Origin of the sequence: Gallibacterium salpingitidis (assembly GCF_001678495.1) — a bacterium.
Classification (GTDB): Bacteria; Pseudomonadota; Gammaproteobacteria; order Enterobacterales; family Pasteurellaceae; genus Gallibacterium; species Gallibacterium salpingitidis.
In genome coordinates, this window is sequence record NZ_JTJL01000004.1 from 18,569 (window position 1) to 39,183 (window position 20,615).

Annotated in this window: 20 protein-coding genes; 10 read left to right on the top strand and 10 right to left on the bottom strand. The window is 36.5% G+C overall.

Annotated elements, in window-relative coordinates; genetic code table 11:
• Positions 1-38: 38 nt before the first annotated feature.
• Entirely contained in the window at positions 39-1,136 is a 1,098-nt protein-coding gene (trmA, locus tag QS62_RS01350) for a tRNA (uridine(54)-C5)-methyltransferase TrmA (protein ID WP_066104748.1), read from the top strand.
• A complete protein-coding gene (locus QS62_RS01355) occupies positions 1,136-1,900 on the top strand; it encodes a class I SAM-dependent methyltransferase (protein ID WP_066104751.1) in 765 nt (254 codons plus the stop codon). Before trmA ends, QS62_RS01355 begins: the two co-directional genes overlap by 1 nt.
• Here QS62_RS01355 and QS62_RS01360 read toward each other — a convergent pair.
• On the bottom strand, positions 1,866-2,564 hold the full coding sequence (locus QS62_RS01360) for a 7-cyano-7-deazaguanine/7-aminomethyl-7-deazaguanine transporter (protein ID WP_066104753.1): 699 nt from the start codon (positions 2,562-2,564) through the stop codon (positions 1,866-1,868). The two genes, QS62_RS01355 and QS62_RS01360, sit on opposite strands and share 35 nt — an antisense overlap.
• A gap of 142 nt (positions 2,565-2,706) precedes the next feature.
• Here QS62_RS01360 and QS62_RS01365 point away from each other — a divergent pair, with 142 nt between their 5' ends.
• The 5 genes from QS62_RS01365 (at position 2,707) to purT (ending at position 6,774) form a co-directional block, all read left to right on the top strand.
• Entirely contained in the window at positions 2,707-3,252 is a 546-nt protein-coding gene (locus tag QS62_RS01365; RefSeq protein ID WP_066104757.1) for a DJ-1 family glyoxalase III, read from the top strand.
• Positions 3,253-3,274: 22 nt separating this feature from the next.
• The gene (locus QS62_RS01370; RefSeq protein WP_066104761.1) at positions 3,275-4,219 is read left to right on the top strand and encodes an NADP-dependent oxidoreductase; all 945 of its coding nucleotides are present in this window, start codon (positions 3,275-3,277) and stop codon (positions 4,217-4,219) included.
• Between the two features lie 2 nt (positions 4,220-4,221).
• Positions 4,222-4,830, top strand: coding sequence for a sugar O-acetyltransferase (locus QS62_RS01375; protein ID WP_066104764.1), 609 nt, complete (start codon positions 4,222-4,224; stop codon positions 4,828-4,830).
• Positions 4,831-5,019: 189 nt separating this feature from the next.
• The gene (luxS, locus tag QS62_RS01380; protein WP_066104768.1) at positions 5,020-5,526 is read left to right on the top strand and encodes an S-ribosylhomocysteine lyase; all 507 of its coding nucleotides are present in this window, start codon (positions 5,020-5,022) and stop codon (positions 5,524-5,526) included.
• Positions 5,527-5,592: 66 nt separating this feature from the next.
• A complete protein-coding gene (gene purT / locus QS62_RS01385; protein ID WP_066104771.1) occupies positions 5,593-6,774 on the top strand; it encodes a formate-dependent phosphoribosylglycinamide formyltransferase in 1,182 nt (393 codons plus the stop codon).
• 58 nt (positions 6,775-6,832) lie between these two features.
• Here purT and rocF read toward each other — a convergent pair whose 3' ends face one another.
• Both rocF and QS62_RS01395 read right to left on the bottom strand, forming a co-directional pair.
• Complete coding sequence (gene rocF / locus QS62_RS01390) at positions 6,833-7,744, bottom strand: arginase (RefSeq protein ID WP_066104774.1); 912 nt, start codon at positions 7,742-7,744, stop codon at positions 6,833-6,835.
• Between the two features lie 166 nt (positions 7,745-7,910).
• Positions 7,911-8,609 (bottom strand): fumarylacetoacetate hydrolase family protein, encoded by a 699-nt coding sequence (locus QS62_RS01395; RefSeq protein ID WP_066104777.1) that lies wholly within the window; start codon positions 8,607-8,609, stop codon positions 7,911-7,913.
• A 235-nt stretch (positions 8,610-8,844) separates the two neighbouring features.
• On the opposite strand from QS62_RS01395, the gene QS62_RS01400 reads away from it, so the two are divergent.
• Positions 8,845-10,182 (top strand): amidohydrolase, encoded by a 1,338-nt coding sequence (locus QS62_RS01400; protein ID WP_066104781.1) that lies wholly within the window; start codon positions 8,845-8,847, stop codon positions 10,180-10,182.
• Positions 10,183-10,499: 317 nt separating this feature from the next.
• Here QS62_RS01400 and QS62_RS01405 read toward each other — a convergent pair whose 3' ends face one another.
• The 7 genes from QS62_RS01405 to QS62_RS01435 all read right to left on the bottom strand — a co-directional run bounded on the left by QS62_RS01405 (position 10,500) and on the right by QS62_RS01435 (position 18,349).
• Entirely contained in the window at positions 10,500-11,405 is a 906-nt protein-coding gene (locus QS62_RS01405) for a carbamate kinase (RefSeq protein ID WP_066104785.1), read from the bottom strand.
• A 116-nt stretch (positions 11,406-11,521) separates the two neighbouring features.
• Positions 11,522-13,045 (bottom strand): xanthine permease, encoded by a 1,524-nt coding sequence (locus QS62_RS01410; RefSeq protein WP_066104787.1) that lies wholly within the window; start codon positions 13,043-13,045, stop codon positions 11,522-11,524.
• Between the two features lie 10 nt (positions 13,046-13,055).
• Complete coding sequence (locus QS62_RS01415) at positions 13,056-14,474, bottom strand: YlbE family protein (RefSeq protein ID WP_066104790.1); 1,419 nt, start codon at positions 14,472-14,474, stop codon at positions 13,056-13,058.
• Between the two features lie 3 nt (positions 14,475-14,477).
• Positions 14,478-15,971: an acyl-CoA synthetase FdrA gene (gene fdrA, locus QS62_RS01420; RefSeq protein WP_231923662.1), complete on the bottom strand. Its 1,494-nt coding sequence runs from the start codon at positions 15,969-15,971 to the stop codon at positions 14,478-14,480.
• A gap of 32 nt (positions 15,972-16,003) precedes the next feature.
• On the bottom strand, positions 16,004-16,816 hold the full coding sequence (locus QS62_RS01425; protein ID WP_066104798.1) for an oxamate carbamoyltransferase subunit AllH family protein: 813 nt from the start codon (positions 16,814-16,816) through the stop codon (positions 16,004-16,006).
• A gap of 12 nt (positions 16,817-16,828) precedes the next feature.
• Positions 16,829-17,419 carry an ankyrin repeat domain-containing protein gene (locus QS62_RS01430; protein WP_197496253.1) on the bottom strand — a complete coding sequence of 197 codons (591 nt, stop codon included), beginning with the start codon at positions 17,417-17,419 and terminating at the stop codon, positions 16,829-16,831.
• 24 nt (positions 17,420-17,443) lie between these two features.
• Entirely contained in the window at positions 17,444-18,349 is a 906-nt protein-coding gene (locus QS62_RS01435; RefSeq protein ID WP_066104805.1) for a LysR substrate-binding domain-containing protein, read from the bottom strand.
• Between the two features lie 346 nt (positions 18,350-18,695).
• Here QS62_RS01435 and rbsD point away from each other — a divergent pair, with 346 nt between their 5' ends.
• Positions 18,696-19,115 (top strand): D-ribose pyranase, encoded by a 420-nt coding sequence (gene rbsD / locus QS62_RS01440; protein ID WP_066104810.1) that lies wholly within the window; start codon positions 18,696-18,698, stop codon positions 19,113-19,115.
• 12 nt (positions 19,116-19,127) lie between these two features.
• Positions 19,128-20,615 carry a ribose ABC transporter ATP-binding protein RbsA gene (gene rbsA, locus QS62_RS01445; RefSeq protein WP_066104813.1) on the top strand — a complete coding sequence of 496 codons (1,488 nt, stop codon included), beginning with the start codon at positions 19,128-19,130 and terminating at the stop codon, positions 20,613-20,615.

The following is a 20,615-nucleotide window of genomic DNA, read 5'->3' on the forward strand; positions in this document are numbered from 1 at the left end:
TAGAATGCCGCGCATTCTTTGGTACGGTTTAGGAAATTATGTTTACTGAATTCACGACAACAAACTATGCTGCGCAATTAGCAGAAAAAAAATCACGTTTAAGCCAATTATTCCAACCCTTTTTTAGTGAAGAATTAGAAGTCCACGCTTCTGAAATTCAACATTATAGAATGCGCGCGGAATTTCGTGTTTGGCATGATCAAGGTGAGCTTTACCATATTATGTTTGATCGTGATACAAAACAGCGTTATCGCATTGATCAATTTCCGATTGCGAGTCGTTTGATCAATCGGATGATGCAAGAACTGATTCCTTTATTGAAACAACAAGATCTACTTCGTTACAAACTATTCCAAATTGATTATTTAAGCACTTTAAGCAATAAAATTATTGTGAGTTTGTTGTATCACAAAGTCTTAGATGAGCATTGGTTAGCGGCTGCTAAACAATTAAAACAACAACTACAAAATCTAGACTTTGACGTACAAATTATTGGACGAGCAAATAAACAAAAAATCTGCTTAGGACAAGATTTTGTCGATGAAATTTTACCGATCAATGGCAAAAATTATATTTATCGCCAAGTAGAAAATAGCTTTACACAACCAAATGCTGGCGTAAATTGCCAGATGATCCAATGGGCATTATCTTGTACTGAAAATGCCAAAGGGGATCTATTAGAACTCTATTGCGGTAATGGCAATTTTTCGATCGCCTTAGCGCAAAACTTTGATAAGGTTTTAGCAACCGAAATTGCAAAGCCTTCAGTACAGGCAGCACAATTCAATATTTCAGCTAATCAAGTCAATAACTTGCAGATTATTCGCATGTCAGCCGAAGAATTTACGCAAGCTCTGCAAGGTGTACGTGAATTTAATCGTTTAAAAGGCATTAATTTACAGGGTTATCAGTGTAATACTATTTTTGTCGATCCACCTCGTGCGGGGCTAGATCCAGCAACATTACAAATGGTGCAGCAATACGACAATATTTTATATATCTCTTGTAATCCAGAAACATTAGTCGAGAATTTAGCCGTACTATCACAAACCCATCACGTGGTTAAAGCAGCTCTTTTCGATCAATTCCCTTATACCCATCATATTGAAAGCGGTGTGTATTTAGTGAGGAAATAATGGAAATTCAATTAATTAATGAAACTGAGCAAACGGAAAAATTTCAACAATTAATTGAGCAATGGCAGTTTGTGCATCAAGCAAATGCACCTTTTGCCCTTGTACTAACCGAACAACACTTGGAATTACGTAAAATTGATGAGCCGAAATTAGGTGCTATTGCCGTTGATTTTGTACAAGGTACGATGGCGCATCGTCGTAAATTTGGTGGCGGTCGCGGTGAAGCAGTGGCAAAAGCAGTAGGAATCAAAAAAGGTAAATTACCCAAAGTCTTAGATGCTACTGCAGGATTAGGACGTGATGCGTTTGTTTTAGCTTCTATTGGCTGTGAAGTGCAACTCGTCGAACGCCATCCTGTTGTCGCTGCATTATTAGCGGATGGTTTACAACGAGCATATCAAGATGCTGAGATTGGCGAGTTTATGCAGCAACGAATGAAGTTACTCCCCATAAAAACGATTAACGAGCTTGATCCACAACAACACTATTTTGATGTAGTCTATTTAGATCCAATGTTTCCACATAAAAATAAAAGTGCATTAGTGAAAAAAGAGATGCGAGTATTTCAATCGTTAGTAGGTGCGGATTTAGATGCAGATTTATTATTAGATAGCGCTTTGAAATTGGCACATCGAGTCGTGGTGAAACGTCCCGATTATGCCAACTATTTAGCTGAAAAAGTCCCTCATTTTAGCCAAACAACGAAAAATCATCGTTTTGATATTTATATCAACCACGAGCTTCCGTCACTTGGGCAAGATTAAGCATCGCTAATTTGCGCATAATTGCATTTAACACCACCCCATAAATCGGCACGAAGAATAGCAAACCAATAAATAATTTAAATAGATAATCGACAAAACCGATTTCTACCCAATTTGCTGCCATAAAAGGATCACTGCTTTGATAGAACGCAATCGCAAAGAACGCAAAGGTATCACATAAACTACCAAACACCATTGAGCTTGTCGGCGCAATCCACCATGTTTTTAATTGTCTTAAACGATTAAACACCAACACATCTAACAATTGCCCTAACACATAAGCGGCGAAACTCGCAAATGAGATACGAAACACAAACATGTTAAACGAAGCTAAAGCTGCTAATCCTTGATATTGTGAATCAGAAAATAGTGTTGAAATCACATAACTTACCACTAACGCTGGAAACATTACCCAGAAGATAATCCAACGCGCCTCTTTTGCGCCAAAGACACGTACGGTTAAATCGGTGGCTAAAAAGATAAATGGAAAGGTTAATGTACCCCATGTGCTATGAAAGCTAAAATCTAACCAGGTTAGATTAATTTCAAAAGGAATTTGCACAAGGTAATTGCTAATTGCAATGATAAAAATGTGGAAAAAAGTAAGTAATACTAAGGCACGACGTTTTTCGCGATCGCCGAAAATCGCTTGAGCTGAAATCATATTGTATCCTTTTTGTCTTGATTACATCGTTTGGGGTGAGGGAACCCAAGTAAAATAGGTCGGATATGATATACCGCTGATAAAATTTTTCAATAAAAAGCGTATAATGATTTTGCTATTTTTCATCAATAAGGAGCAAAAAATGAGTCAAAAAATCGCAGTATTATTAGCAACAGGATTTGAAGATGCAGAAGCATTAGTACCAACAGATTTATTTAGACGCGTCGAATTAGAGGTTGATCTCATTTCTATTGAAGATTCTGAAATTGTATCCTCTGCTCATCAAGTAAAAGTCATTGCTGACAAACAAATTAAACAAGTAGATTTATCTCAATACGACGTGATTATGCTACCAGGTGGTAAAGTAGATCCAAATAAATATATTGCGTTATCTGAAATTTATCAGCAATTCATCAATAACAACAAACGTATTGCCGCTATCTGTGCTGCACCAACTGTTTTAGCGAAATTAGGTTTATTAACCAATAAAAATGCAGTTTGTTATCCATCTATGCGTGATAATTTCTCAGAAAATAATGTTATTTATCATCATGTTCCTGCTGTGGTTGATGGTGCCTTTATTACTGGCAGAGGCCCAGGCGCAGCATTTGACTTTGCCCTTACCGTCATTAGTGAATTATTAGGTGTAGAAACAGCAGAAAAATTAAAACAACAGCTATACTACTAAAATGAAATAACAGGAGTGTTTTATGCAGAATTACGGCGTGACTATTAGTGAATTTGGTGAGGCGGATGTTCTCACCTTTCAAGAACATTTACCCTTACCCACTATTAACGAAAACCAAGTATTAATTGAAAATCATTATGCCAGTATTAACCCAGTAGATTTCAAAACTCGTAAAGGATTAGGTTGGGGAGCAGAAAAATTTAAATCTCAATTTCCAGCGATATTAGGTTTTGATATTGCAGGTATTGTTGTGCAAGCTGGTGCTGCAAGCGGTTTTAAAGTCGGAGATCGTGTAGCTGCTTTAACCTTTGAAGGCGGCGCTTATAGCCGTTATGTTGCGGTAAATGCAGAACTAGTGGCTCGTGTACCAACTAATGTTTCATTAGAACAAGCTGGAGCAATGCCAACTGTTGCCACCACTGCTTATCAAATATTAAAGCAAGCTAATATACAAACTGGACAACATATTTTACTTTCTGCCCCATTAGGCGGTGTTGGACATTTATTGTTACAACTATTAGCCAAACAAGCAGTCAAAATTTCTGTTATCTGTTCACCAGCAAAAAATGAAGCGGCTTTAGCATTAGGCGCAAATCAATGTTTTGATTATCATCACCCAGAACAATATCCTGATCTACAAGCTGATCTATTTATTGATTTAGTCGGCGGTGAAAGCGGTATTGCAGCCTTAAAAATGGTAAAAACTAATGGTCGGGTAATTTGTATTCCAACTATTCATGTACCACTACTGCAACAAGCTGGCGCGCAACAGCATTTGCAAGTCGAAAAAATGTTAGCTGTTCCTAATAGCGCCGATTTAACTACAATGCTAGGTTACTTGGCCGATCACTCATTAACCTTACAAATTGCGAAAGTTTTCCCAATTCAGGAAATTCAAACGGCTCATCGTTTATTAGAGAGCGGACGTACTCAAGGGAAAATCGTGTTAGCTCTAGATCGTGAGTAAATATGGCATTATCTGAACAAGAAAAGATGTTATTAGGATTACCACATAATCCTTATGACGAAACATTATCTTCTATGCGTAAGCGGACGAAACAGCTGTTGTTTCAACTCAATTACCAACTTTCCCCCTCACAACAGGAGGAAAGATTACAGTTGTTACAACAGTTATTGGGCTCTTATGGCAAGAATTTACACATTAATCCGCCATTTTTCTGTGATTATGGCTCTCATATTGATGTAGGTGATAATTTTTTTGCCAATTGCAATTGTACTATTCTGGATAATGGTAAAGTTACGATTGGCAATAACGTAATGTTTGCACCGAACGTGAGCCTTTATACAGTTGGGCATCCATTAGATCCCGAATTACGTCAGCAAGGTTTTGAACATACAAAACCGATTGTGATTGAAGATAATGTTTGGATTGGCGGTAATAGTGTCATTCTTGGTGGTGTCACTATCGGTAAAAATGCAGTGATTGGTGCTGGTAGTGTGGTAACCAAAGATATCCCAGCTAACAGCCTTGCAGTAGGTAATCCTTGTCGCGTTTTACGCCAGATAACGGAACAAGATCGCCTGGATTATCAGCAATGGCTGGCAAGTGCAATTTAGATATTTAGTTATTCTGTATAGAAAGCACTATACAAATATTGCTATCAGACTTTAAAATAAAAAAAGCCGCTCGTTAGAGCGGCAATAACCTAAGGAACTAATTTAAACAACCATTATGTTGCAGCTTATAAGACAAAGCTCGTTTCAAAAAGTTCAATTTAAATTTATAAAAATATAAGGATTTTTTTCATGCCATTATTAGATAGTTTTAAAGTTGACCATATTAAAATGAAAGCACCTGCAGTACGTGTTGCAAAAACTATGCAAACACCAAAAGGTGATCAAATTACTGTGTTCGATTTACGCTTCTGTAAACCAAATAAAGATAATATTAGTCCGAAAGGTATCCATACTCTTGAACATTTATTTGCTGGTTTTATGCGTGATCATTTAAACAGTGATAGCGTTGAAATTATTGATATTTCACCAATGGGTTGCCGTACTGGTTTCTATATGAGCTTAATTGGTGCTCCAACTGAACAACAAGTTGTAGCTGCGTGGACGAAAGCAATGCAAGATGTGTTAACAGTGGAAAGTGAAAAGCAAATTCCTGAATTAAATGAATATCAATGTGGTACTTATACCGAACACTCATTAGCAGATGCAAAAGCTGCTGCACAGAAAGTGTTAGATCAAGGTATCGGTATCAACAATAACCAAGATTTACTACTTGATGACAGCTTCTTAAATCAATAAATAATTCGAGAGCCAAGTTTTACACTTGGCTTTTTTATTTTGCACACAACAGAGGAAAATTAACTTATGACAACATTGGGTACACCACTTACGCCTGTCGCAACAAAAGTGATGATGTTAGGTTCTGGCGAATTAGGCAAAGAAGTCGTTATTGAATTACAACGTTTAGGCGTTGAAGTAATTGCGGTTGATCGTTATGCCAATGCACCAGCACAACAAGTTGCGCATCGTGCTTACACAATTTCAATGTTAGATGGAGCGGCACTCAAATCATTGATCGAAAAAGAAAAACCTGACTATATCGTACCCGAGGTTGAAGCAATTGCCACCGACACTTTAGTAGAACTAGAACAACAAGGTTTTACCGTTATTCCAACCGCTAAAGCGGTAAAATTAACGATGAATCGTGAAGGTATTCGTCGCTTAGCTGCGGAAGAACTCAAATTACCAACTTCACCATTCCGCTTTGTCGATAACTTTACAGATTTCCAACAAGCTGTAGCCGAAATTGGTTTACCTTGTGTTGTAAAACCTATTATGAGCTCATCTGGACATGGACAAAGCATATTAAAGAATGAACAAGATCTACAAAAAGCATGGCAATATGCACAAGAAGGTGGTCGCGCTGGTGGCGGACGCGTTATCGTAGAAGGCTTTATCCGTTTTGATTATGAAATTACGCTCTTAACTGTTCGTCATCGTGGAGGTACCTCATTCCTAGCTCCTATTGGCCACGTACAAGTTGATGGAGATTACCGCGAATCTTGGCAGCCACAAGCGATGAGTGAAACAGCTTTACAAAAAGCACAACAAATCGCTGAAAAAATTACTGGTGCATTAGGTGGTTACGGTATTTTTGGTGTTGAAATGTTCGTTTGTGGTTATGATGTTATCTTTAATGAAGTTTCACCACGCCCACATGATACAGGTATGGTCACCTTAATTTCTCAAGATCTCTCCGAATTTGCATTACACGCTCGCGCTATTCTCGGCTTACCTATTCCACAAATTAAATTACTCGCACCAAGTGCTTCTAAAGCCATTGTAGTTGAAGGAAAATCGACTCAAGTCAGCTTTGGTAATTTAGAAAATGTATTAGCTGAGCCGGATACAGGTTTGCGTCTATTCGGTAAAGGTGAAGTCAATGGACATCGTCGTTTAGGCGTTATTCTTGCCAGTGATGGCAACACTGAGAAAGCCAGAGAGAAAGCAAATCGAGCCTATGATAAATTGGTAGTCAAACTATAAGTTACTTTAAATGGCATAAAACCGAGGATCCTCCCTCGGTTTTATATTTCTTATTAACTTAACGAATTAACGTATTCTTACCAAACAAACTTTGCACTAATTCCACTGCAATATTTGCCGTCAAGTTCCGCACATCTAAAGCTGGATTAAGCTCAACAATATCTAATGATTCCATTAATCCAGTATCTGCAATCATCTCCATACATAACTGCGCTTCACGATAATTAACACCACCACGTACGGTAGTGCCAACACCAGGAGCAATTTCTGGATCAAGAAAATCAACATCAAAACTCACATGTAAATGGACATTATCATGCAAATCAGTTAATGCTTTTTCCATCACATGTCGCATACCAATTTCATCAATATGGCGCATATCAAAAATTTGGATACCTGCTTCATGAATAAAATGCTTTTCTTCATCATCCACACTACGAATACCGATCTGACGAATATTATGCGCCTCCAAGGTTGGCACATGCCCAGATAAATTGACTAATTCCAATGGCCCATGACCAAATAGACAAGCTACCGGCATACCATGCATATTTCCTGATGGGGTAATTTCAGCGGTATTAAAATCAGTATGCGCATCTAACCAAATTACTCGCAATTCTTTACCCTGTTCACGACAATAACGCGCTACCGCACTGATTGATCCTGCCGCTAAACAATGATCGCCACCTAACATAATCGGCATATGTCCACGCACCAACTCTTGATAAATTGCATCATGCGTTAATTGATTCCACGTAATCACTTCCGCAAAATTGCGATAGCCATTTATTGCGGCATGGCAAGGATTAGCCGGCCCATGTAAATTCCCTTGATCATAAACATCCAACCCCATGCCTTCTAACATCTCTGTAATTCCTGCAACGCGTAATGCCTCTGGCCCCATACTAGAACCGCGATGACCAGCTCCTACATCTGTCGGTACACCAATCAAACTCACTTTTCTACGCATGTTGTTTCCTCTCTTATCAAACAATTAATCTATAGTTATCGTACGAGCACAGAAAAATCACATACTTAAGGTTGAATATTACAAATTGATTACAATTTAGCAACAAAAAAAATAGCTATGTTTCTATAACACAGCTATCTCCTCAATCTTGGTAAAAAAATGGTGGTTAAACAATTTCAATATTTAATTCACCCAATTGATCAACTCCCACTTTAATTTTGTCACCTGGTACCACTTTACCCACACCTTCAGGAGTACCTGTAAAAATAATATCACCTGGTTCCAGTGTAAATAATGTCGATAAATGAGCGATCGTTTCTGCTACAGACCAAATTAAATCACTAATATCACTACGTTGTTTTTCGACATCATTCACCGTTAACCAAATTGCACCAGATGTAATATGTCCTACTTTACTTACTGGATAAATTGGACCAATCGGCGCAGAGCCATCAAAGGCTTTTCCAATCTCCCAAGGTCGCCCCATATTTTTCATTTGGTTTTGCAAATCACGACGTGTCATATCTAAGCCAACCGCATAACCCCAAATATGCTCCAATGCATTTTCTGCCGTAATATTGCTACCAGTTTTACCGATTACCGCCACCAATTCGCCTTCATAATGCAAATTTTGCGTTATTGTTGGATAAGCAAACGCATAAGTTTCACCTGGTTTGACTGGTCGAATGGCATCCGCAGGTTTGCAGAAGAAAAATGGCGGCTCACGATCAGGATCATGCCCTATTTCTCGTGCGTGCGCCGCATAATTTCGTCCTACACAATAAACGCGACGTACAGCAAAAAGCTGCTCACTATCAATCACTGGAATAGCCGCAATTGGTGGTGGTGTAAATACGTATGACATTATGGTTGCTCCTCTATAACTACGATACTTAGTCTCTTTATAAATATATATAAAACCACTGCTAGTTATAACTATATAATTTAATATAAAAATTTCAAATTACTTCAAAAATATAGAATTTATAATAGCAATCTTTTCAATCCTATCTAATACCAATTTCATTTAATATGAATAAAGTCTGAGTAGTAATATATTCTCAGCACTATCATGATTCTTACATAATAGGAGAGCTAATATGACTAACTATTTTTCTCGCCGTCAATTTATCAGTACAACAGCATTAACTGCTGCCGCTATTTCATTGCCGACATTAGCACAACAAAACAATGCATTTTCTAAAAAAACTTATTCCAAAACTCACAATGAGTATCTATTGAATAATATTTTGTTAGAAACCAACTTTGTTTATCACGACAACAAAGTTGTCGCAACACAAACAAAAAATGCTGCATTATATATTAAAGATGGAATTATCAAGGCTATCCTCAAAAAAGGAGAAAACCCTAATAATCTTCCAATCATTGATGGAGAAGGATTACTAGCAATTCCTGCATTACAAGACTTACATATTCATCTTGATAAAAGTTGGTATGGACTTCCTTGGCGTACCATATCTAGAAAAGGTTGGACTATTCAGGATATGATCGCTTATGAGCAAAAAATTCTTCCTGAACTACTAGAAACATCCATTAAAAGAACAGGAGAAATGATATCTTTGCTAAATCAAAAAGGGACAGTAATAGCTCGCAGCCATTGTAATATTGAGCCAACAAGCCAATTAAAAAGTCTTAAACACCTAGAAGAAGCCTTAGATCAGAATAAAAATAATCTAGAATGTGAAATTGTTGCCTTTCCTCAACATGGATTATTACGTTCCAATAGTGAAAAATTAATGAGAGAAGCGATGAAAATGGGAGCTCATTATGTGGGAGGTTTGGATCCAACTAAAGTTGATGGAGATATGAAAAAGTCTTTAGACACTATGTTTGCTATTGCATTAGATAATGGTAAAGGAGTAGATATACATTTGCATGAACCAAATCCAAGTGGCGGTGAAGCTATAAAATATATGATAGATTATGTTGCCAAAGAAAAAGATCTTCATGGAAAACTTACTCTAAGTCATGCTTTCGCTTTTATGAATATGCAAAATGATGAGGTCAAACAATTAGCTGAAAAAATGGCAGAATATGGAATAAGCCTTGCATCTACACTACCTTTTGGAAATGCTATGATGCCATTACCTATATTTCAAACTGCTGGAGTAAAATTAATGTCTGGTACAGATAGTATCCTCGATTGGTGGTCTCCTTTAGGAAGTGGTGATATGTTAGAAAAAGCTCGTTTATGGGCACAATTATATCGCCAAACAGATGAACTTGGATTATCAAGATCCTTATCCATTGCAACTGCCGGAATAACTCCTCTTAATGAAAAAGGAGATATGGTATGGCCAAAAGTAGGAGATAAAGCAACTTTTACTCTTGTTGCTGCGAGTTGTAGTGCAGAAGCAGTTGCTCGCTTGCCTGAACAAAGACGTGGCTTCTTAAATGGAAAACCGGTAATAAGTTAAAAAATACAACATAATAGTGATTAGATAATGTCTTGAAAATATCAAGACATTATTTTAATCTACCCATAAAAGTTAAATAGTAACCAGATAGAGTAAAACCTATATCTGTAGCCTATACTAAAATTTATGTAAATACCTACTTCTCAGATAATAACGTTAATCAGATAAGATATTTTTATATTACATAACCTACTTTCATGATATCCAGAATAAAAATTAACAAATCGTTATGTAAATGCTTGTTGGCCATAAAAAATCTGTGCATCTGTATGTCGGATAATGAGTCCAACTTTTAGAGCACAGATCATTTTTTAAGCCTATTTTATTACTCGTGTTCCAGCTTCACCTTCTAATGCTTCCAATACAAAGTTCATATCAGCAATGATACCAATCCCATTATTAACATTACTCACATAATCAATAATAGCATCTACTTTCGGTTGCATAGATCCTTTATCAAATTGATACGTTAATAGCTCCTGTACAGCTACCTGATCCAATTTCTGCTGATTTTCTTTACCCCAATTCAAATAAATACCATCACCATCAGTCAAAATTAAAAAATATTCAGCTTGAATTTCTTTTGCTAATAGTGAAGCAGAAGCATCTTTATCAATCACACAATCTGTATTAGATAATTGCCCTTCTTGCTGCGAAACCGGGATTCCACCACCGCCACAGCAAATTACGATATTATCTTGATCCAGTGCAGATCTAATAATCTGATTCTCTTGAATAGATAAAGGCTTAGGGGAAGCAACCACACGACGATAATATTGTCCGTCTTGTTTAATCTGCCAATGATATTGTTGTGCTAAACTTTCTGCTTCTTGCTTGTCATATACACCCCCAATAAATTTATTCGGCTCTAAGAAAGCAGCATCATTAACATCAACTTCAACATGCGTAATAATAGAGGTAACAGGTTGTACCACAAGTTTTCGCAGCTCTTGAATTAAAATTGTTGAAATCATTCCTTGCGTTTCAGCAACTAAACAACTAAGAGGATATGCAGGGACACTCGTATAAACATCATTTTGTTGTGCCAATAAGCCAACTTGTGGTCCATTACCATGTACAATCGCAATCCTATATTTATCTACTAATTTACTAATTGAACGAGCAACAATGCTAATATTCGCTAATTGATTATCATAAGACATCAGTTGCCCACGCTTCAGCAAAGCGTTACCACCTAAAGCAATTACTATTGTAGGCTTCATTTTATTTCCTTTTATAATGAAATAGATTTATAGACAAAAAGAATGTTTCAATTCTTTTTGGTATAGATAGTCTGAGAGGAGTACTCCCAGACTAATAAATGTTTTCTAACGAGAAACTAAGAATGTGCTTCTTTTGATTTATTTCGATCTAGCAAATATTTTAATAAAAATAGTGCCATTACCATTAAATAAGAAACCATAAACATCATTGGTGCTTCACCGCCAATAACAGGCTTCAATTGGTGAATAATCCCGAAGAAGGCTAATACTGCAGCTAATAAAGCACTAATTGCACCTTTTTTAGGCTGATTGGTAATCGCAAAAATTGCAATACATCCCCAAAGTAATGAAGATAATGGTGCACCACTTCCTAAATGATATAAACCAGTAAAATCAACACCATTCTTTTCTAAAATATCCCAACCTAATTTTCCTGCATTAGTTCCTGCACTTTTTAAGGTATTTCCTACTGTCGTTAATGCCCAAGCACCGATCCAAGGGAATAAACAAACAAAGATAACAGGGACTTCAAGTTTTGGTGTTTCTCTCACTACTTGGTTTGCAGTCACAATACCGATAAAGATTAGAATTGGAGCAATCGCTGCCATTGGAATTAAAGAGAGTAAGAAGCCACCTAATCCTAATAAACAGACTAAAAACATCACAATACCTGTACCAAGTGTATAACCGATACCAGCTCCCATCTCTTTATAAGCAGTATGACCAACATAAACGGTTACTGGGAATGGGTTTCCCATTAATGCACCAAACATTGTTGAACAACCATTCGCAATCATAACGCGACGAGTTGGGTATGGATCGCCTGCTGCGTGAGCACTTTCAATATTTTCTAAATCAAATACATAGTTAGCTAACGCTAATGGTACAGCTGACGCTAAATAAGGTGCCGCAACGGCAACACCATCAAGAAAATTGCTAATGTGTAATTTTGGTGGGTTAAAGCCCGCACTATGTAATGCTGCTCCAATTTTTGTGGCATCTTGTAAACCAAATACCCACGCTAAAATCGTTCCTACAATCAGTAATAATAACCCTGTCGGGATACGTTTAAAAATTGGCGAACGTCCAAACCAATTAATAAAAATTAATACTAGCACGACAAAAGATACGATTGGAGTATGAAATGCCTGTAGCATTGGATTCATTGCTAATAATAGAAGTCCTAATCCAGCTAAACAAGAAAGTAATACAACTCTAGGAACAGCTCTTCTTAGCAGATCTCCCATAAAAGAACCAATAAAAAGAATAAATCCCTCGACAAAACCCCAAACTAAACCGATACTTAACGCAAGTTCATAGTCTTGAGTTTGTTGATATACAGGTAATAACACCAAGAAGGTTACTGTAAAAATTGAAGGCGCACTTGGTCCTGATGGTAACGCAACAACGTCTTCTCTGCCTGATTGCTTCGCTAAGATTTTAGCAAAAACAACATAACAAATACTGGCACACAATACCGCTAATCCAAATGCTGGTACTACTCTCCCAAAAACAATTTCTGCAGGAATACCGACAACAACTGTTAATAAAGCAATCATTGTGAGTAAGTTAGTTAAATTATTACTAAATAAACCAAAGAAAGCTGCCCAGTCTCCTTTTTTCCAAAACTGTGTTTTCATTTTGTCCCCCTTATTTAGTATATTTATCTGCAAAAGCTAATAATGCTTTATTAAAAGCTTCAATTGGTGGATTAACTATACCGGCACCAATCATTCCAATACCAGCTTCCTTATGTGCTATCGCAGTATTAATCACTGGCAATACACCACTTTCAATCACTTTACAAATATCGATACCTGTTGGTACACCCATAAAGTTTAATGATGGAATCGTAATATTAGGATTATTTCCTACTGTAATTTGATTCATCGTCTTACTGTAATTCATTGCATCACTTACTGTACCGCCAACCAATGATACTATTGCTGGTGCAGCTGCCATCGAAAAACCACCAATCCCATAAGTTTCTGTAATTGCTGAATCACCTACATCCAATCCAGAATCTTCTGGTTTATAGCCTGCAAACATAGGGCCAATAACTTGTTGTGCTGGTCCTGTAAACCACTGATTAGGTAATCCAGAAACGCGAATACCAAAATCAGTTCCATTTCTTGCCATAGTAGTCAGAACAGTTGAATAAGGAATACCTTGTGCCGCATCTAACGCTGCTTTACAACACACCATCCAAGTTGGTCCAGAGAAATAATCTGACGATGCCACAAAATTAAACACGTCTTGTTTATCTTTATTACTAAAATCTGTTTCTAAAATATAAGGTGCTAATTTTTGGATCAACAACACTGTTCCTGCCACATTACGATTATGACATTCATCTCCCATATGCAAAGCTTGAGAGAGCATTAAACGTAAATCAATTCCCTCTTCACAATAAGACATTGCTTGAGCAAGAATCGGACCAAACACATCTCGCATCCAATTCAAACGATCAATTACACTTTGATCATTTGCTCCCATTCGTAAAATTTTCGCTAACTGCTCAGATAAATTGGTAAATGCAATATTATGATGTGTCTTATTTTCAACAATATGCACATACATAGAAGGGCTTGTTACCCCAGTCATTGATCCAACAGATTGATGCTCGTGACAAGGTGAAAACGTTATTTCACCACTCGCTGCCAACTCTGCCGCTTCTTGAAGATCTTTCGCCCACCCTTCAAAGACAATAGCTCCTGTTATTGCCCCTTTCATTGGACCATTCATTCTATCCCAGCCAATAGGAGGACCTGCGTGTAATAACATCTTATCCTTCATTCCAGGAATAACATCTTTAGCTTGTCCATATCCTATTAGTACAGGTTGAGCTTGAGTAATACGATGAAAAGCTTCTTGATTGGCTTGTTCTATTTTTTCTACCAACTCAGCTTGTTCCAAATGAGTTAATGCTGTAATTAATTCTGGATTTCCATTTGCAACAGGTTTCCAATCTAACTGAACAACATCAACTTGTTGATGAGCTAGGTCCTCAGCAAATTGACGTAGTCCAACATTAATAACATTTAAAGATTGATTAAATAAATACGTCATACCTTATTCTCCTTTTACAACAAACTCTCTAGCTAACAACCCTGCATTTGTTGAACTAGATGCGATAGTTATACCCACTTCTTCTAAAAGCTTAATCTGACTATTTACACTTGGTAAATCCAAGTCTGTTCCTAAAACATAAGCTAGAATTTCTAGATGTCGTCCTTCCTTTTTCGCTTCTTGCTTGACCTGAATTAATGCAGCTAATGTTTCTTCTACAGGTTTAGGATTCGCCCCAAAACCAACCACAAAATCCAATAATAGAACACCAACTTCAGGATCACGTCCTTCTTGTAATATACGTTCTATACGATAACTAGGATCTATCATTGGATGTGCTCGACCTTGTGTAAACTCATCATCACCAAAATCAATAAACGTATGTCCTTTTGACTTATCTGTTGCCGAAAGACGGTACGATTTATCTGGGTGAATATTTGAATAAACTTCACAATGTTTTTCTAATGCGGAGAATAAAGATTCATCACATAAAGTACCCCCACAGAACAAACCTCTAATATATTTCTGCTCTACAGAGAGTTTGGCTCTGACTTCTTCGATTAACGGCCAATTCAATGCGTGTTTATCAATGCTTTCTTCTGGAATACCAGACTCAATCACTGCAGCCATAGCCGTAGGCTTACTATGTGAGAAGATTTGAATATGTGGTGATGGATGTTTCTCACCTTGATAGCCTAAGAACCAGATAAAAATTGGTTTGCTTATCTGTTTACAAGTTGTTAAAATTTTTTCTGCAACTGATGGTGCTGGTGGTTTTGATACAATTACAATCACTGATGTTTGAGGATCTTCAGCAAGTAATTGCAAACCATCTAGCATCATTATTCCACCTATTTCTTCTGAAAGATCTCTACCTCCAGTTCCAATAAGTTGGGAAACCCCGCCACCAAACTCATGAACTCTAACAGATATTTCCTGTGCTCCTGTACCTGATGCAGCAACAATACCAATATTCCCTCGACGAACTTTATTTGCGAATCCTAAACCTACACCATTAATAATGGCTGTACCACAATCAGGTCCCATTATCAAAAGGTTTTTACTATGAGCTAATTGTTTTAACCGTAATTCTTGCTCAACTGGCACGTTATCAGAAAACAACATCACATTTTTATTTAGCATCAATGCTTTTTCAGCTTCTCTAGCTGCATAAGATCCATTTACAGAAACAATTACTAAATTACTTTCTGGATATTTTTCTGCAGCTGCTGTAATAGTATGGAATACTTCATCACTATTCTTTTGATCATTAACTGGTTTACGTATCAGTAATTGATCAATTTGTGCAAATACTTCATCAGCATCGATACCATCTTCCAATACAACGGAAATCATTAAATCAGATGGCACTGCATTACTTAATTCTTCCGTTAATAAGTTTGCTTCAGTTAAAACAGCTTTATTCATTGGACTACCCATTGCAACTTGTGCTTGAATAACGCCGTCAAGTTGATTGGTTGCAGTCGAAATAGCCATTAATGTAACTGAGTCAATGTAAGTATTTGTTTTTAATCGACTATATAAGGGCATAAATGTACTCTCTTTGTTATAGGGTGGGGAAAACCAGCTAATAATCCACTTAACAAGTCATAACCACTGCGATGCCCTAGCTGAATAACCTTTTGTATCACTGTAGGATCACAACTAGCACTTAATAAATTATGGATAAATAGCTGAACGGGATAGCTTACTTGTGATAAGCAAGCCTCTTGTAAAAAAACTATTGAGATAGGATTGGTGAGTTGTTTATTTGCTAGAATTGCTTGAACTAATGCTTCTCTTTGTATATGAAACGGACTTTGTGGTAAACAAAGTGCAATCAATAATCCACAGAGGAAGTCATCTCCACTTGGTGTTAAGCCACATCCTAATCCTAGTAAATTTTTAACTTCATTATGCAAAGACCTCTGTTCGCTCAATGCCTCTAATAAATTAGAAATTCCTTTCTGCAAATATTTCTGTGTAGTAATTTGAATAAGATCAATGGGTTGTTTTTGCTGCTCTATTAGTGTATGCCAAGATAAATCTAATAATTCAGCATTAAGCGAACCTAATGAATATTCTAAATCACAAGAAAATTGTTTTTTTGGTACAGTCGTAGAGAACATAAATTCATCTACGCTAGGAACCTTACCTAATATACGTAATTGGCGAGGTCCTTGAGGCACTGAAGAATCAACTAATGCTACAATTTGATGATTCCTTAGTTGTAAATTTAACACGTGCCGATGTCTTGAAAGAATCGTAAATTGTCCTTCAATCAGTAACGTATAAACTGGTGCAAGTTGCTTATCCATACTGTCTACCGTTACCCATTGCATATTTAACTCCTATTAAAGATACTCTTCAATAATAGCGGCTATTTCTTGATAGCCTTTACGGAGAGCCAGCTCTAACGGAGATACTCCCCACTCATCTGTCATTTTAGGATCTGCATCATTCTCTAATAACAAACGTACAATTCTTTGCATTTTTTCACTACCATCATTTAGAATGATTGCTTCAATTAATGCAGTCCAGCCTACGTTATTCGTTAAATTTACATTAATATCTGTATTCTCTAATAGAAAACGTACAATATCCTCATGTCCTTTTTCAGCAGCTGGTGTTAATCCATTACCACCGAATCGCGTTAAACGAGTTAAATCACATCCTAGTTCTACCATTAATTTCACTAGAGATAGATCATTATGGATACAACCATGAATAAATGGGTTAAAACATTTATTATCTTGAGCATTTATATCTGCTCCGTATTCAGCTAATAAACGAATAGCATCATATTGCTTATTTTGAGCAGCAACCAAAATTGGTGTACGTTTACCTTTATCAGTTGCATTAACATTTACCCCTTGCTGTGCTAACAGCTCTCTAATCAGAGAACAATTTCCCTCAGCAGCAGCCTTAAACAATAATTCACTCATATTTTTCTCCTTCAATATAAAGAATTAAATTAACCACTGTGTACGATATTCATCTGTACACAACAAATCTAATAAATAATTGATAATTGGACTATTTCTTTGATTTTGCCAAGCATAATAAACTCTAATTGGTTGTTTATGTTCAGCAATCATTTTTTCTACAACAATACCTTTTGCCAATGCAGACACCGCAAAACCTCTAGGAACAAACCCAATACCAATCCCAGCAATAATCATCGATAACACCATATTAAGATCTGTCACATAAATAATTTTTTGTCCTTTAAGAGCCCACGTTTTTTTTTGTTGTAAAGCGATTGATGAATCATGAACAACAATAGATGGAAATTGACGAAGTTTTGCTGCTTTTAGAATTTGTTCTTCATTTGCTAATGGATGATGAGGTGAAACTAAAAAGACCCATTCCACATCACCTAAATATTCAGTAGAAATATTGCCACGATTCCAGGGTGGGTTTTGAGGAGCACCAATCACAAAGTCAGCTCTATCTTCATAAAGTGAATCCCATGTACCATTATAAACTTCTGTACGAATAGAAAATTCTGTGGCAGGAAATTTATCCAACAACTTAGATAACAATTGAGAAACTGGCTGATGGCTAATTATATAGTTTAAAGCAATTCTGAATTGACTTTCAGTTCCTTCATTCAATCGTAATGCATCTCTTTGTAATTCTTGTAACCCCTGCAAAATCCAATCACCCTGTTCTAAAATATAATTCGCTACAGGTGTTAATTGTATATGCCCATTCCTACGTTCAAATAATTTAACCCCTAACTCTTCTTCCATTTTTCTGGCAGTGTAACCAATAGCAGAAGGGACTCTATGCAATACTTTTGCTGTTTCACTAAAACTACCTGTTTTACTAATAACCTGTAAAATTTTAATTGAATCAGAAGAAAATCCCATAATATCCTCCCTTTAAATCCCTTTAAATCTATACACCATTTTATACTGCCGTAATTAAGGGTAACCACTAGTTATCCACTAAATGAAAGTAAAGAAATCATATCAACAACACTGACTCGAACAAGCAAAAAAAATTGAAAACTATCAACAAGAAATTTGTCAAAAGGATGGTTTTCTTTTAATAATTCATCTATTTTTATTTACTTATATTTCAATTTCATTCTTATATAATTCTTTTATTTTTTGATCAGCTTCACAAATTTAAAATTTGGCTATTTTCAGTATGAAAAAACTTCTCTATCATTTTTATCGAAACGTTTCGATGACAATAAAATAGGAGTAGAAAATGAAAAAAGTAGGTATTTTAAATGCACACCTCTCTCACGTCATTGCAACTTTAGGACACACTGATCTATTAACAATTTGCGACGCTGGTTTACCGATTCCAAAACAAGCTGATTGCGTCGATTTAGCTTTGGTTCCTGGAATTCCTAGTTTTCTTGCATCATTTGATGCCGTTATTAGTGAATGTTTTGTTGAAAAAGTGATCCTTGCAGAAGAAATCAAACAGAAAAATCCTGAAGTGCATCAAGCGTTATTACAACGTCTAGCGCAATTAGAACAACAACAAAAAAATCAAATCGCGATTGAGTATGTTTGCCATGAACAATTCAAACAACTTAGCCAAAACAGCAAAGGTTTTGTACGCTCTGGTGAATGCACTCCTTACGCCAATATTATCCTTACTTCTGGTGTTCCTTTTTAATTGGAGAATGCTATGCAACCAATTCTTAAACTAGACAACATTTGCAAGTCATTCCCTGGTGTAAGAGCTTTATATAAAGCAGGCTTATCAGTTTACCCAGGCAGAGTGATGGCATTAATGGGAGAAAATGGTGCTGGTAAATCCACTTTGATGAAAATCCTAACTGGTATCTATAGCAAAGATGAAGGCACTATCCATTATCTTGATCAAGAAGTGACTTTTAAAAATCCAAAAATGTCGCAACTTGCCGGCATCAGTATTATCCACCAAGAATTAAACATTATTCCTAATTTAACGATTGCCGAGAATATTTTCTTAGGTCGTGAATTTACCAATCGTTTTGGTGGTATTGATTGGGCAAAAATGACTGCTGAATCAGAAAAATTATTACGCCGTTTAAAAATTAAACATAGCCCAACCATACCTGTGGCACAACTTTCATTAGGTGAGTTGCAAATGGTTGAAATTGCTAAAGCACTCAGTTTCAATGCCAAAGTAATCATTATGGACGAACCTACTGATGCACTTACTGATACAGAAACTGAAGCGCTATTTGATGTAATTCGTGAACTCAAAGCTCAAGGTTGCGGCATTGTCTTTATTTCCCACCGTATGCAAGACATTTTCACCATTTGCGATGATGTAACGATCTTACGTGATGGTGAACTCATTGCTGAGTGTACCCTCTCCAGTATCAATGAAGAACAACTAATCGAATTGATGGTAGGACGTAAACTATCTGAACAATATCCGCATATTGATTCACCAATCGGTGAGGTTGTATTAGAGGTGAAACACCTTAGCGGACATGGCGTTAATAACGCTTCATTCCATTTAAACAAAGGTGAAATTCTTGGCATCTCTGGATTGATGGGCGCTGGTAGAACAGAAATGATGAAATTAATTTATGGCGCCTTACATAAAACCAGCGGCGAAATTTTCTTACATCAAAAACAACTTTCTATCCATTCACCACAAGACGGTTTAAATAACGGTATCGTTTATATCTCGGAAGACCGTAAAGGTGATGGTTTAGTGTTAGGAATGAGCATTAAAGAGAATATGACGTTAACCGCCTTAAAGCAATTAACTGAACATTTTTCGATTAATCATAAAAAAGAAAAAATGACGGTAACCGATTTTATTGATCTCTTTAATATCAAAACGCCATCTATGGATCAAACGATTGGTTTACTCTCGGGCGGAAACCAACAAAAAGTTGCTATTGCTAAAGGGTTAATGACTCGTCCAGATGTATTAATCCTTGATGAACCAACACGCGGTATTGATGTTGGTGCGAAAAAAGAGATTTATCAATTAATTAATAAATTTAAAGAAGAAGGGATGAGCATCATCATTGTTTCTTCTGATATGCCGGAAATTATTGGTATGAGCGATCGCGTATTAGTAATGAATAACGGTGAAATCAGTGCGGAATATTTACGTGCTGATGTAACACAAGAAAAACTACTTACTGCGGCAATTACTCAAATTCATTAA

What these genes read in the sequence shown, in the direction of transcription:
- trmA (WP_066104748.1), top strand. Translation starts at nt 39, where the DNA reads ATGTTTACTGAATTCACGACAACAAACTATGCTGCGCAATTAGCAGAA.
- QS62_RS01355 (WP_066104751.1), top strand. Translation starts at nt 1,136, where the DNA reads ATGGAAATTCAATTAATTAATGAAACTGAGCAAACGGAAAAATTTCAA.
- QS62_RS01360 (WP_066104753.1), bottom strand. Translation starts at nt 2,564, where the DNA reads ATGATTTCAGCTCAAGCGATTTTCGGCGATCGCGAAAAACGTCGTGCC.
- QS62_RS01365 (WP_066104757.1), top strand. Translation starts at nt 2,707, where the DNA reads ATGAGTCAAAAAATCGCAGTATTATTAGCAACAGGATTTGAAGATGCA.
- QS62_RS01370 (WP_066104761.1), top strand. Translation starts at nt 3,275, where the DNA reads ATGCAGAATTACGGCGTGACTATTAGTGAATTTGGTGAGGCGGATGTT.
- QS62_RS01375 (WP_066104764.1), top strand. Translation starts at nt 4,222, where the DNA reads ATGGCATTATCTGAACAAGAAAAGATGTTATTAGGATTACCACATAAT.
- luxS (WP_066104768.1), top strand. Translation starts at nt 5,020, where the DNA reads ATGCCATTATTAGATAGTTTTAAAGTTGACCATATTAAAATGAAAGCA.
- purT (WP_066104771.1), top strand. Translation starts at nt 5,593, where the DNA reads ATGACAACATTGGGTACACCACTTACGCCTGTCGCAACAAAAGTGATG.
- rocF (WP_066104774.1), bottom strand. Translation starts at nt 7,744, where the DNA reads ATGCGTAGAAAAGTGAGTTTGATTGGTGTACCGACAGATGTAGGAGCT.
- QS62_RS01395 (WP_066104777.1), bottom strand. Translation starts at nt 8,609, where the DNA reads ATGTCATACGTATTTACACCACCACCAATTGCGGCTATTCCAGTGATT.
- QS62_RS01400 (WP_066104781.1), top strand. Translation starts at nt 8,845, where the DNA reads ATGACTAACTATTTTTCTCGCCGTCAATTTATCAGTACAACAGCATTA.
- QS62_RS01405 (WP_066104785.1), bottom strand. Translation starts at nt 11,405, where the DNA reads ATGAAGCCTACAATAGTAATTGCTTTAGGTGGTAACGCTTTGCTGAAG.
- QS62_RS01410 (WP_066104787.1), bottom strand. Translation starts at nt 13,045, where the DNA reads ATGAAAACACAGTTTTGGAAAAAAGGAGACTGGGCAGCTTTCTTTGGT.
- QS62_RS01415 (WP_066104790.1), bottom strand. Translation starts at nt 14,474, where the DNA reads ATGACGTATTTATTTAATCAATCTTTAAATGTTATTAATGTTGGACTA.
- fdrA (WP_231923662.1), bottom strand. Translation starts at nt 15,971, where the DNA reads ATGGCTATTTCGACTGCAACCAATCAACTTGACGGCGTTATTCAAGCA.
- QS62_RS01425 (WP_066104798.1), bottom strand. Translation starts at nt 16,816, where the DNA reads ATGCAATGGGTAACGGTAGACAGTATGGATAAGCAACTTGCACCAGTT.
- QS62_RS01430 (WP_197496253.1), bottom strand. Translation starts at nt 17,419, where the DNA reads ATGAGTGAATTATTGTTTAAGGCTGCTGCTGAGGGAAATTGTTCTCTG.
- QS62_RS01435 (WP_066104805.1), bottom strand. Translation starts at nt 18,349, where the DNA reads ATGGGATTTTCTTCTGATTCAATTAAAATTTTACAGGTTATTAGTAAA.
- rbsD (WP_066104810.1), top strand. Translation starts at nt 18,696, where the DNA reads ATGAAAAAAGTAGGTATTTTAAATGCACACCTCTCTCACGTCATTGCA.
- rbsA (WP_066104813.1), top strand. Translation starts at nt 19,128, where the DNA reads ATGCAACCAATTCTTAAACTAGACAACATTTGCAAGTCATTCCCTGGT.